Raw genomic sequence first — 12,651 nt, forward strand, 5'->3', positions numbered from 1 at the left:
GTTGATTCGATACGGATAACGGGGGTGTTGCGACGCGTCGCGAGAGGGCAGCGGTTTCGTTTACCGGGCGACCAGCGGCGCGACCCGGCGCCGCAACTCGGGCACGACGTCGGCGTCGAACCAGGGGTGGTGCTTGAACCACGCCTGGTTGCGCGGCGACGGATGCGGCAGCGGCAACACGTCGCGGCCATAGTCGCGCCATGCGCGCACGGTGTCGGTCAACGTGGCCTTGCGCGTATCACGCAGGAAATGCCGCTGTGCGTACTGGCCGATCAGCAGCGTGAGCCGGACCGACGGCAGCTCGGCGAGCAACCGGTCGATCCACAGTGGCGCGCATTCGGGGCGCGGCGGGTTGTCGCCGCTTGCGCCGCGGCCGGGGTAGCAGAAGCCCATCGGCACGATCGCGAAGCGCGTCTCGTCGTAGAACGTGTCGGGGTCGACGTCGAGCCAGCCGCGCAGCCGCTCGCCGCTCGCGTCGTCCCACGGGATGCCGCTCGCATGGACGCGCGCGCCCGGCGCCTGCCCGACGATCAGGATGCGTGCGTCGCGATGGGCACGCACGACGGGGCGCGGGCCGAGCGGCAGGTCGGCTTCGCAGGCACGGCACGCGCGGATTTCAGTGAGCAGCACGTCGAGCGGCGCGCGCGTGGGTTTCGGCATCGAATCTGATCGGGGACGGGGTAGTCATGCGGCGTCACCCGAGGGATGCGTGCCGGGCGCCGGCAGGCGGCCCGGACAGGCGTGGCGCGGGAGCGCGCCGCCTGCATCACGCGGCGCGCATCACGCCCGCGACGGGCCCGGCGCGCCGCCTTCGGCGACGGCAGCATCATACAACGCGGTTTGCGCGATCGCGCTGGCAATCCCCGCGTCGTCGTGCGAACCGTCGAGCATGCCCCAGCGCCGGTATTGGGACAGGAACCACTCGCCTTCGCGCGGATCGGGGCGGTTCACGGTGCCGCCGTCGTGGAAGCGGAGCGGCAGCGGCGGCACGGCGAACGGCCCCGATCCGTAGTCGCCGAGCAGGCGCGGCGCGATCAGCCGGGCCGGCACGCCGAGCGCGTCGGGCGACGCGAGCCAGTCGGCCGCCTCGCGACGGTGCGTGGGGCTGTCGAGCCATGCGCAGGCATCGACGAGCGTGCGGATCAGCGCGCGGGCGGTGGCCGGATACAGCGCGACGAAATCGCGCCGGGCCGCGAGCACCTTCTCCGGATGATCGGGCCAGATCTCGCTCGTCACGGCCACGGTCCGCCCCGCGCCGCAGGCTTCGGCCACCGCATGCCACGGCTCGCCGGCGCAAAAGCCGTCGAGCTCGCCGCTGGCGAGCGCGGCCACCATCTCGGGCGGCGGGATCACGACGCTGCGCACGTCGTGCAGCGGATCGACGTCATGCGACGCGAGCCAGTAGTTCAGCCACATCGCGTGCGTGCCGGTCGGGAACGTCTGCGCGAGGAGCGGCTTGCGGCCGAGCGTCGCGAACGCGTCGCGTACGCTGCCGCTGTCGCGATACGCGTCGGCGAGGCCGCGCGACAACGAGATCGCCTGGCCGTTGCGGTTCAGCACCATCAGGGCGGCCATGTCGGCCTGCGGGCCGCCGATCCCGAGCTGCAGCCCGCAGACGAGCCCGTACAGCGCATGCGCCGCGTCGAGCTCGCCGCTCAGCAGCTTGTCACGCACGGCGGCCCACGACGGCTGGCGGCTGAGCTCGAGCGTGAGGCCGTGCCGTGCGCCGAGGTTCAGGCGTTGCGCGACGATCAGCGGGGCCGCGTCGCTCAGCGCGACGAACCCGAGGCGAAGATGTGCGCGTTCCGGCGCGGCGGGAGATGAGGTATCCATGGCGTTCATGACTGGGGTGACGCGTCGAGCAGTTGCCGCGCGACGTCGACGATGCGCAGGCCCTGATCCATCGCGCGCTTGCGCAGCGCTGCGTACGCGTCGTGTTCGGACAGCTTGCGCTGGTCCATCAGCAGGCGCTTCGCGCGGTCGATCAGCTTGCGTTCAGCGAGTTCGCGCTCGACGTCGGCAAGCCGGCGGCGCAGCGCATCGTCGTGCGAGAAGCGGGCGAGCGCGACTTCGAGAATCGGCGCGAGGCGCTCGGCCGACAGCCCTTCGACGAGATATGCGCTGACGCCGGCGCCGACGGCCGCGCGGATCAGCGACTGGTTCGAGTCGTGGCTGAACATCAGCACGGGGCGTGGCGCGGTGGCGTGCATGACCGCGAGCTGCTCGAGCGTGTCGCGCGACGGCGAATCGGTATCGATGATCACGACGTCGGGATGCTGCTCCTCGACGGCTGCCGGCAGGCGCGCGGGCGTTGCGACGTCGTTCAGCATCTCGTAGCCGAGGTGCGCGAGCGCGTCGCCGAGTTCGCCGATCGGTTTGTCGGTGTCGGTGACGAGCAGCACGCGCAGGCGGGTGGAAGAAGCAGACGTACTCATGACGCGAACGGAGGCGGCGAAATCGTGGCGCGATGCGAGCATCGGGGGCTGCGACGCCGTGCGGACATCGTGTCGGTGCCGCGCGCGGCGGCCCGGCGGCCGGCGAGAACGGTGCCGCTGTCTTCATGATAGGTGGGCGGCCGGTGCCGCGTGGTGTCGCGCATGCTACGCGGCCCGGGACAACGCCGTTGCCACCGCGGCGCCCGCATCCGGAACGGCTTGCACGGCCGCTTCGCCGATCGCGCCGCCGACGAGGATCACGGCCGGGCTGCCGAGCCGCGCTTCGGCGATGCCGCGCGCGAGCGCGCCGAGCGTGCCGGTCCAGCGGCGTTCGTCCGGCGTGCCGGCCCATTGCACGGCTGCTGCCGGCGTCGAAGGCGGCAGCGCGGCGAGCAGGCCGGCGGCAATGCTGTCGACGCGGCTCATCCCCATGTAGATCGCGAGGGTGGTGCCGGTTGCCGCGAGCCGCGCCCAGTCGGGTTCGCCGTGGTCCTGGCGGTGCGCGGTGACGAACGTGACGCCCTGGCAATGCTCGCGGTGCGTGAGCGAGATGCCGAGGCTCGCGGCGGCCGCGAAGCCCGACGAGATGCCGTTGACGATCTCGACCGGAATCGCGGCGGCGCGCAGCGACGCGAGTTCTTCGCCGGCACGCCCGAACAGCAGCGCATCGCCGCCTTTCACGCGCACCACGTGCGCGCCGCGCAGCGCGTAGCGGCGCATCAGCTTCTCGATGAATACCTGCGGCGTGGAGCGGCAGCCGCCGCGCTTGCCGACGCGGATCACGCGTGCCTGCGGCGCGAGTTCGACGATGCCGGGCGCGACGAGATCGTCGAGCAGCAGCACGTCGGCAGCGGCCAGCGCCTTCACGGCCTTCAGCGTGAGGAGATCGGGATCGCCGGGGCCGGCGCCCAGCAGCGTGACTTTGCCTGTCGTCATGTCGTGTTCCAGTGCCGCCTGCATGCGGCGGTCGATAGCGCGTTGTCTTGCGCGGCGGCGCCGGGCGGTCGAAACGCAACGGCATCCGGCCGTGCCGCGCACGGGAGGGACACCGTTGTCCTGATCGGCCCGCCGGTACGACGGACATGGTTTGCGGGGACAGCCCACCGGCGCCGTTGCCGGTGTCATGCATCGGGTTCAGCAATATCCGGGCCAACCGCCCTGGCACGTCGCACTGGCGCGGCGGAATCGGCGCGCACCGCGCCGCGCGATGGCCTCGCGTGCGCATGCGGCCGCCGTGCACGGGCAGCCGCAATGCGGTATCGGCGTGCGTCGTGCCCCGTCAGCGCGCACCGCGATGTCGCACGGCGACAGTGCTGCAGCGCACCACATCTGTGCCTCGCTGCATCACGGCGCATCGTGTGCCGCGTGTCGCCGCGCGTCGCACGACGCCCGTCGCGCCTTGCACGGCGGGGCTGCGGGCCCGATTCGCGTCGATATGGCACGGCGTTTGCGTAGGCTGGCTCGGGCGGATCAATGGCGATTCGTCCGGCAGTACCGATTACAGACGCGCCCGGCAACGGGCTTCATGGGCAACGGCGTCCTACGCATCGGGTCTCGACGAGACCGGGTGCGCAGGACGCCGTTTTTCGTTTGGCGGATGACATGACCGACAAAGCTACCCGTATCGATCTCTTCAGCTTCCGCACCGCGCCGATGCGCGCGTTCCACCTGACGTGGATGGCGTTCTTCGTGTGCTTCTTCGCATGGTTTGCGTGCGCACCGCTGATGCCGCTGATCGCGCGCGAATTCCACCTGACAGCGGCACAGGTCGCCAACATCAATATCGCGGCCGTGGCCGCGACGATCGCCGTGCGGCTGCTGGTCGGCCCGCTGTGCGACCGCTTCGGCCCGCGCCGCGTGTACGTCGGCCTGCTGCTGCTCGGCGCGATCCCCGTGTTCGCCGTGTCGTTCACGCACGACTACCTGTCGTTCCTGATCTGCCGGCTCGGCATCGGCGCGATCGGCGCGGGCTTCGTGATCACGCAGTACCACACGTCGGTGATGTTCGCGCCGAACGTGGTCGGCACCGCAAACGCGACGACGGCCGGCTGGGGCAACGCCGGCGCGGGCGCGACGCAGGCGCTGATGCCGCTGCTCGTCGCCGCCGGCCTGATGCTCGGCTTCGGCGAGGATTCGTCGTGGCGTATCGCGCTGGTCGTGCCGGGCGCCGCGATGCTCGTGATGGCCTGGGCGTACTGGCGCTTCACGCAGGATTGCCCGCAAGGCGACTTCGTCGCGCTGCGCAAGGAAGGCGTGACGGTCGACAGCGGCAAGAAGGGCGGCTGGGCGAGCTTCTTCGCGGCCTGCGGCAACTATCGCGTGTGGATGCTGTTCGTCACGTACGGCGCGTGCTTCGGCGTCGAGGTGTTCATCCACAACATCGCCGCGCTGTACTACGTCGATCACTTCAGCCTGTCGCTGAAGGACGCAGGTTTCGCGGTCGGCCTGTTCGGGCTGCTCGCGTTGTTTGCCCGCGCGCTCGGCGGCTGGCTGTCCGACAAGATCGCCGCGCGCCGCAGCCTCGATGTGCGCGCGATGCTGCTGTGCGCGCTGATCGTCGGCGAAGGGCTCGGGCTGGTCTGGTTCTCGTATGCGCAAAGCGTCGGCATCGCACTTGTCGCGATGCTCACCTTCGGCCTCTTCACGCACATGGCCTGCGGTGCGACCTACGCGCTGGTGCCGTTCATCGATCGCAAGGCACTCGGCGGCGTTGCGGGGATCGTCGGCGCGGGCGGCAACGTCGGTGCGGTGGCCGCGAGCTTCCTGCTGAAAGGCGTCGGCGACGTGCAGCACACGCTGAGCCTGCTCGGGCTGGCTGTCACCGCGACCGCGCTGTGCGCGATGGCCGTGCGCTTCAGCGAAGAACACAAGGCACGCGAAGCCGAGCTGCGCGACCGCGCACTGGCTGCCAGCGGCGTCGCGAACTGATCGACCGAAGGAAACGTCACCATGAAAGTCATCGTCATCGGCCACGGCATGGTCGGCCACAAGCTCCTCGAATGCGTCGCGGCGGAAGCAGGCAGCGCGGGCGCGCTGCAGGTCACCGTGCTCGGCGAGGAACCGCGTCCGGCGTACGACCGCGTGCACCTGTCCGAATTCTTCGCGGGCAAGTCGGCGGACGACCTGTCGCTCGTCGAACCCGGCTTCTTCGAGCGTCATCCGCAGTTCGACCTGCGCCTGAACGCGCAAGTGGCATCGATCGACCGCGCTGCGCATACGGTCACGCTCGCGTCGGGAGAAACACTCGCGTACGACAAGCTGGTGCTCGCGACGGGCTCGCGCCCGTTCGTGCCGCCGATGCCGGGGCACGATCGTGACGGCTGCTTCGTGTACCGGACGATCGAGGATCTCGAAGCGATGCAGGCGTGCGGCACGCATGCGAAGCGCGGCGTCGTGATCGGAGGCGGGCTGCTCGGCCTCGAATGCGCGAAGGCGCTGCGCGACATGGGGCTCGATACGCACGTCGTCGAATTCGCGCCGCGGCTGATGGCCGTGCAGGTCGACGACGGCGGCGGCCGGATGCTGCGCGCAAAGATCGAGGCGCTCGGCGTGACCGTGCATACGGGCAAGAACACGCTGGAGATCGTCGATGGCGAGGCAGGCACGCACCGGATGGCGTTCGCCGACGGCTCGCACCTCGACACCGACATGATCGTGTTCTCGGCCGGCATTCGTGCACGCGACGAACTGGCCCGCGCATGCGGGCTCGACATCGGCCCGCGCGGCGGCGTCGCGATCGACGACGCCTGCCGCACGAGCGACGCGGACATCTATGCGATCGGCGAATGCGCGGCCTGGAACGGCATGGTGTACGGCCTCGTCGCACCCGGCTACGACATGGCGCGCGTGGTCGCGAAGCAGCTCGGCGGCGGTGCGAAGGGCGAGGCCGAAGCCGCATTCGCGGGCGCCGACATGAGCACGAAGCTGAAGCTGATGGGCGTGGACGTCGCGAGCATCGGCGACGCGCACGGCACGACGGCCGGCAGTCGCACCTACCAGTACGCGGACGAGCGCCGCCAGGTCTACAAGAAGCTCGTGGTGTCCGACTGCGGCAAGTTCCTGCACGGCGCGGTGATGGTCGGCGACGCAGCCGAGTACGGCACGTTGCTGCAGATGATGCTGAACCGCATCGAGCTGCCCGAGTCGCCGGAATTCCTGATCCTGCCGTCGTCTGGCGGCGTCGCGAAGCCGGCGATCGGCGTCGACGCGCTGCCGGATGGCGCCCAGATCTGCTCGTGCAACAACGTGTCGAAGTCGCAGATCTGCACGGCGGTCGCAGACGGCGCGACGAGCCTCGGCGCGCTGAAGACGTGCACGGGCGCCGGCACGTCGTGCGGCGGCTGCGTGCCGCTCGTCACGCAGATCATGAAGGCCGAGATGAAGAAGCAGGGCCTCGCGGTCAACAACCATCTGTGCGAGCACTTCCCGCATTCGCGCCAGGCGCTGTTCCACCTGATTCGCGTCGAGCGCATCACGACCTTCGACGAACTGCTCGCGAAGCATGGCCACGGCCTCGGCTGCGACGTGTGCAAGCCGGCCGTCGCGGGCATCCTCGCATCGTGCTTCAACGAGTTCGTGCTGAAGAAGGAGCACGCGAGCCTGCAGGATTCGAACGACTACTACCTCGCGAACATCCAGCGCGACGGCACGTACTCGGTCGTGCCGCGCATGCCGGGCGGCGAGGTCACGCCGGAAGGGCTAATCGCCGTGGGGCAGGTCGCAAAGAAGTACGGCCTTTACACGAAGATCACCGGCGGCCAGCGCGTCGACCTGTTCGGTGCGCGCGTCGAGCAGCTGCCGTCGATCTGGGAGGAGCTGATCGCGGCCGGTTTCGAATCGGGCCACGCATACGGCAAGGCCCTGCGCACCGTGAAGTCGTGCGTCGGGTCGACGTGGTGCCGCTATGGCGTCGACGATTCGGTTGGCCTCGCGATCGACCTGGAGAACCGCTACAAGGGGCTGCGCGCGCCGCACAAGATCAAGTTCGGCGTGTCCGGCTGCACGCGCGAGTGTGCGGAAGCGCAGGGCAAGGACGTCGGCATCATCGCGACCGAGAAGGGCTGGAACCTGTACGTGTGCGGCAACGGCGGGATGAAGCCGCGCCACGCGGAACTGCTCGCGTCCGACCTCGACCGCGCCACGCTGGTCCGCTATATCGACCGCTTCCTGATGTTCTACGTGCGCACCGCCGACCGGCTGCAGCGCACCAGCGTGTGGCGCGACAACCTCGAAGGCGGCCTCGACTACCTGATCGACGTCGTCGTGCACGACCGGCTCGGGATCGGCGCCGAACTCGAAGCCGACATGCAGCACGTGGTCGACACCTACGAGTGCGAATGGAAGAAGGCCGTCACCGATCCCGACACGCGCAAGCGCTTCCGCCACTTCGTGAACAGCGACGCGCCGGATACGACCATCGAATTCGTCGAGACGCGCGGCCAGATCCGGCCCGCGACGCCCGGCGAACGTACGGGCGGCAAGCCCGTGTCGATTCCGGTCGTCGCCGTTGGCGCGACGCAAGCCGTAACCGAACCCGCAACCGCTTGACCCTGACCGACACCAGCGTCTTTTCCAAGGAGCCCGTCATGAACGATCGTCTTCCGCTGTCCTGGACCCGCGTGTGCCCGCTCGACGACATCGTGCCGAACACCGGCGTGTGTGCACTCGTCAACGGCGAGCAGGTCGCGGTTTTTCACGTCGCGCATGCCGAAGCAGGCGGCGTGTTCGCGATCGACAACGTCGATCCCGTGTCGCAGGCGGCCGTGATGTCGCGCGGGCTGATCGGCAGCCTCGGCGAGCGTGTCGTCGTCGCGTCGCCGCTGTACAAGCAGCATTTCGACCTGCGCACCGGCGAATGCCTCGAGGCGCCCGAGCAGTCGGTGAGCGCGTATCCGTCGCGGGTCGAGGACGGCTTCGTGTGGATCGCAGCCTGATCGCCCCGGAGCGCGCATGACCGCCACCCCCGTCAAGAGCGTGTGCCCGTACTGCGGCGTCGGCTGCGGAATGGTGCTGCACGTCGAGGATGGCGAAGTCGTCAAGGTATCCGGCGACGCCGACCATCCAACCAACTTCGGGCGGCTGTGCACGAAGGGCTCGTCGGCACACGTCGCGTTGCGCCGCTCCGGGCGGCTCGATCGCGCGTTCGTGCGGCGCGCGCGGGAGGACGATCTCGTGCCGCTGCCGGCCCGCGACGCGATCGCCGAGACTGCGCGCCGCATGCGCGCGGTGCTCGACGCGCACGGCCCGGATGCCGTGTCGTTCTACGTATCGGGGCAGATGTCGATCGAGGCGCAATACCTCGTCAACAAGCTCGCGAAGGGCTTTGTCGGCACCAACAACATCGAGTCGAACTCGCGCCTCTGCATGGCGAGCGCGAGCACCGGCTACAAGCAGTCGCTCGGCGCGGACGGCCCGCCCGGGTCGTACCAGGATTTCGATCGCGCGAACCTGTTCTTCGTGATCGGCGCGAACATGGCCGACTGCCATCCGATCCTGTTCCTGAGGATGATGGATCGCGTGAAGGCCGGCGCGAAGCTGATCGTCGTCGATCCGCGCCGCACGGGCACGGCCGACAAGGCCGACCTGTTCCTGCAGATCCGGCCGGGCACCGATCTCGCGCTGACCAACGGGCTGCTGCACCTGCTGCATGCGAACGGCCGCACCGACGGCGCGTTCATCGATGCGTACACCGAAGGCTGGGACGCGATGCCCGCGTTCCTCGCCGACTACACGCCCGAGCGCGTCGCGGCGATCACGGGGCTCGCGGAGGCCGATCTCCGCACCGCCGCGCAATGGATCGGCGACGCGCAGGAATGGATGAGCTGCTGGACGATGGGGCTCAACCAGAGCACGCACGGCGTGTGGAACACCAACGCGATCTGCAACCTGCATCTCGCCACGGGCAAGATCTGCCGCACCGGCAGCGGCCCGTTCTCGCTGACCGGCCAGCCGAACGCGATGGGTGGCCGCGAGATGGGCTACATGGGCCCCGGGCTGCCGGGCCAGCGCTCGGTGGCGTCCGACGAAGATCGCCGGTTCGTCGAGAACCTGTGGCGCGTGCCGGCCGGCACGCTGCGCAAGGAGACGGGGCAAGGCACGGTCGACCTGTTCTCGCGGATGGCGGCCGGCGATATCAAGGCATGCTGGATCGTCTGCACGAACCCGGTTGCAACCGTGCCGAACCGGCAGAACGTGATCGCTGGGTTGCAGGCCGCCGAGCTCGTGATCGCGCAGGATGCATTCCTCGACACCGAGACCAACCGCTACGTGGACATCCTGCTGCCCGGCGCGCTGTGGGCCGAGGGCGACGGCGTGATGATCAACTCCGAGCGCAACATGACGCTGATGCGCGCGGCGGTCGCGCCGCCGGGCGACGCGCTGCCCGACTGGCGCATCGTCGCGGAAGTCGCGCGCGCGATGGGCTTCGGCGATGCGTTCGACTATGCGTCGGCGGCCGACGTGTTCGACGAAATCGTCCGCTTCTCGAATCCGGCGACCGGCTACGACCTGCGCGGCGCGAGCCACGCGGCGCTGCGCGACGGGCCCGTGCAGTGGCCGGTCGCACCGGGCACCGCGCGCGAGCGGCACCCGATCCGCTACCTGAACGACGGCGTGAGCCAGCCGCTGCGCGCGGCCGCCGGCGGCAACGACGCGCCGCGCATTGCGTTCCCGACGCCGTCGGGCAAGGCGCGCTTCTTCGCGCGGCCGCATGTCGATCCGGCCGAGCTGCCCGACGACACGTTCCCGATCGTGCTGAACACGGGGCGGCTGCAGCATCAATGGCACACGATGACGAAGACGGGCAAGGTCGCGATGCTGAACAAGCTCAACCCGCGCCCGTTCGTCGAGCTGCACCCGGACGATGCGAGCGCGCTCGGCATCGCCGCGAAGGACAGCGTCGAGATCCGCTCGGCGCGCGGCCGCGCGGTGCTGCCGGCCGTCGTGACCGAGCGCGTGCAGCGCGGCAACTGCTTCGCGCCGATGCACTGGAACGACGTGTACGGCGACGACCTGTGCATCAACGCGGTGACGAACGACGCGATCGATCCCGAATCGCAGCAACCCGAACTGAAATACTGCGCGGTCGCGCTCCGGCGCGTCGAGACCGATGCGTTCGCGTCCGCCGACGAAGAAACGGCGCAACCGGATGCCCGCGCCGACGACGTGCGGCCCGCACCGGCGCGGGTGCAGGCGACTGCTTCACAGGAATCCGACATGGCAGACATCGACACTTTCGCGGCCGCGCTCGGCGTGGCCGACCTCGCGCCGCCACCGTTGACGGACACCGAACGGCTGTACGTGGCCGGCCTCGTGAGCGGGCTGAAGGCGAGCGCCGGCCGGCGCGAAGGCAGCGTGCCCGTGCTGCCCGCCAGCGCGCCGTTGACGCCGCCGGTGCGGTTCTGGCTCGACGGGATGCTCGCGGGCCTGTTCAGCCGCTCGCTGCCCGTCAGTGGGCAGATCGCCGCGGCGCCCGCGCTGCCGGCCGACGCTGCCGCATCCGGCGGCGTGCGGATCGTGCGCACGCGGCCGAAGGTCGTGCTGCTGTGGGCATCGCAGACGGGCAACATCGAATCATTGACCGAGGATTACGCGACGCAGCTGATGAACGCGGGCTTCGAGATCCGCACGGCGTGCATGTCCGACTATCCGGTGGCGTCGCTGGCCGGCGCGCAATACGTGCTGCTGATGACGAGCACGTTCGGCGACGGCGACGCGCCCGACAACGGCAGCGAATTCTGGGAAGCGCTGCAGGCCGGCAGCGCCGCGCGCCTCGACGGCGTGCACTTCGCGGTGCTCGCGTTCGGCGATCGCAACTACGACCAGTTCTGCGGCCATGGCCGCCGGCTCGACGCGCGGCTCGCGGAACTCGGCGCGGCGCGTCTCTGCGCGCGCGTCGATTGCGACGTCGAATTCCAGCGCGATGCCGACCAGTGGCTCGAACGCGTCGTCGCGCGGATCAAGGAGGCCGATGCCGCGCTGCACGCGGTGCCGTCCGGCGGGATGAGCCCGTCGGGGCTGCTGCCGTCGAAGGCGCATCCGGCGCCGTCGAAGCTCGTCGCGAACCTGCGGCTCAACCGTCCGGGCGCGGCGAAGGACACGCGCTACGTGTCGCTGTCGACCGAAGGCGCGAACCTCGAATACGAAACCGGCGATGCGCTCGGCGTATGGCCGACCAACTGCCCGGAGCTGGTCGACGAACTGCTGTCCGTCACCGCGCTGAAGGCCGATGCCCCCGTGCCGGTGGCGGGCGTCGGCGACGTGCGCCTCGGCGATGCGCTCGCGCGTCATTTCGACATCACGCGCCCGCATCCGGACACGCTCGCGTTCATCGCGTCGCGCAGCACCAACGGCGCGCTGAAGTCGCTGCTCGGCGACGACCGCAAGGGCGACCTGAAGCAATGGCTGTGGGGGCAGCAGCTCGCGGACGTGCTGCACGAGTTTCCGGTCGAACTGTCGGGCGCGGAGCTGGTCGGCATGCTGAAGCGCATGCAGCCGCGCCTGTACTCGATCGCATCGAGCCCGAGCGCGCACCAGGGCGAGATCCACCTGACCGTGTCGGCCGTGCGCTATCACAACGGCCGGCGCGCGCGCAAAGGTGTCGCATCGACGTTCCTCGCCGATCGCGCGGACGACGGCCGCGTGCCGGTGTTCGTGCAGAAGTCCGCGCATTTCCGGCCGCCGGTGAACGGCGACGTGCCGATCGTGATGGTCGGCCCCGGCACCGGCGTTGCGCCGTTCCGCGGCTTCCTGCACGAGCGGCGCGCGCGCGGCGCGCGCGGGCGCAACTGGCTGTTCTTCGGCGAGCAGCACGCGCAGACCGACTTCTACTACGGCGACGAGCTGGGCGCGATGCGCGACAGCGGTTTCCTGACGCGGCTTGACCTCGCGTTCTCGCGCGACCAGGCCGACAAGATCTATGTACAGGACCGGATGCGCGAGCAGGGCGCCGAGCTGTTCGCGTGGCTCGAGGAAGGTGCGCACTTCTACGTGTGCGGCGATGCGGCGCGGATGGCGAAGGACGTCGATGCGGCGCTGAAGGCGGTGGTCGCCGAGCATGGCGGCATGTCGGACGAAGCCGCGAACGATTATGTCGCGCGGCTTTCGAAGGCGCGGCGCTACATGCGGGACGTGTATTGATCCGAACGTGCGGGGAACGAGGGGCGTCGAACGGTACCGCGTTGAGCGGGTGAAAGCGTGATGCGCGAATCTAGCTCAT

The 12,651-nt window shown here is 69.7% G+C and carries 8 protein-coding genes; 4 read left to right on the forward strand and 4 right to left on the reverse strand.

Annotated elements, in window-relative coordinates; translation table 11 throughout:
• Positions 1-60: 60 nt before the first annotated feature.
• The 4 genes from B7G54_RS01350 to cobA form a co-directional block, all read right to left on the reverse strand.
• Positions 61-660: a uracil-DNA glycosylase family protein gene (locus tag B7G54_RS01350; protein WP_085037411.1), complete on the reverse strand. Its 600-nt coding sequence runs from the start codon at positions 658-660 to the stop codon at positions 61-63.
• Between the two features lie 120 nt (positions 661-780).
• Entirely contained in the window at positions 781-1,833 is a 1,053-nt protein-coding gene (locus tag B7G54_RS01355) for a CmpA/NrtA family ABC transporter substrate-binding protein (RefSeq protein ID WP_085037412.1), read from the reverse strand.
• Between the two features lie 5 nt (positions 1,834-1,838).
• Positions 1,839-2,435 (reverse strand): ANTAR domain-containing response regulator, encoded by a 597-nt coding sequence (locus B7G54_RS01360; protein WP_085037924.1) that lies wholly within the window; start codon positions 2,433-2,435, stop codon positions 1,839-1,841.
• A gap of 165 nt (positions 2,436-2,600) precedes the next feature.
• Positions 2,601-3,371: a uroporphyrinogen-III C-methyltransferase gene (gene cobA / locus B7G54_RS01365; RefSeq protein WP_085037925.1), complete on the reverse strand. Its 771-nt coding sequence runs from the start codon at positions 3,369-3,371 to the stop codon at positions 2,601-2,603.
• 666 nt (positions 3,372-4,037) lie between these two features.
• Here cobA and B7G54_RS01375 point away from each other — a divergent pair.
• From B7G54_RS01375 to B7G54_RS01390, 4 genes are read left to right on the forward strand one after another with little or no spacing between them, the layout of a single operon-like run.
• Positions 4,038-5,363, forward strand: a complete 1,326-nt coding sequence (locus B7G54_RS01375; protein WP_085037413.1) for an MFS transporter — start codon at positions 4,038-4,040, stop codon at positions 5,361-5,363.
• Between the two features lie 21 nt (positions 5,364-5,384).
• Positions 5,385-7,982, forward strand: a complete 2,598-nt coding sequence (gene nirB / locus B7G54_RS01380) for a nitrite reductase large subunit NirB (protein WP_085037414.1) — start codon at positions 5,385-5,387, stop codon at positions 7,980-7,982.
• Between the two features lie 38 nt (positions 7,983-8,020).
• On the forward strand, positions 8,021-8,368 hold the full coding sequence (nirD, locus tag B7G54_RS01385; RefSeq protein ID WP_046547994.1) for a nitrite reductase small subunit NirD: 348 nt from the start codon (positions 8,021-8,023) through the stop codon (positions 8,366-8,368).
• Positions 8,369-8,384: 16 nt separating this feature from the next.
• Positions 8,385-12,572: a bifunctional nitrate reductase/sulfite reductase flavoprotein subunit alpha gene (locus B7G54_RS01390; RefSeq protein WP_085037415.1), complete on the forward strand. Its 4,188-nt coding sequence runs from the start codon at positions 8,385-8,387 to the stop codon at positions 12,570-12,572.
• The last annotated feature ends 79 nt before the right edge of the window (positions 12,573-12,651 follow it).

It is taken from the genome of Burkholderia puraquae, from assembly GCF_002099195.1.
In the GTDB taxonomy this organism is placed as follows: domain Bacteria; phylum Pseudomonadota; class Gammaproteobacteria; order Burkholderiales; family Burkholderiaceae; genus Burkholderia; species Burkholderia puraquae.

What these genes read in the sequence shown, in the direction of transcription:
- B7G54_RS01350 (WP_085037411.1), bottom strand. Translation starts at nt 660, where the DNA reads ATGCCGAAACCCACGCGCGCGCCGCTCGACGTGCTGCTCACTGAAATC.
- B7G54_RS01355 (WP_085037412.1), bottom strand. Translation starts at nt 1,833, where the DNA reads ATGGATACCTCATCTCCCGCCGCGCCGGAACGCGCACATCTTCGCCTC.
- B7G54_RS01360 (WP_085037924.1), bottom strand. Translation starts at nt 2,435, where the DNA reads ATGAGTACGTCTGCTTCTTCCACCCGCCTGCGCGTGCTGCTCGTCACC.
- cobA (WP_085037925.1), bottom strand. Translation starts at nt 3,371, where the DNA reads ATGACGACAGGCAAAGTCACGCTGCTGGGCGCCGGCCCCGGCGATCCC.
- B7G54_RS01375 (WP_085037413.1), top strand. Translation starts at nt 4,038, where the DNA reads ATGACCGACAAAGCTACCCGTATCGATCTCTTCAGCTTCCGCACCGCG.
- nirB (WP_085037414.1), top strand. Translation starts at nt 5,385, where the DNA reads ATGAAAGTCATCGTCATCGGCCACGGCATGGTCGGCCACAAGCTCCTC.
- nirD (WP_046547994.1), top strand. Translation starts at nt 8,021, where the DNA reads ATGAACGATCGTCTTCCGCTGTCCTGGACCCGCGTGTGCCCGCTCGAC.
- B7G54_RS01390 (WP_085037415.1), top strand. Translation starts at nt 8,385, where the DNA reads ATGACCGCCACCCCCGTCAAGAGCGTGTGCCCGTACTGCGGCGTCGGC.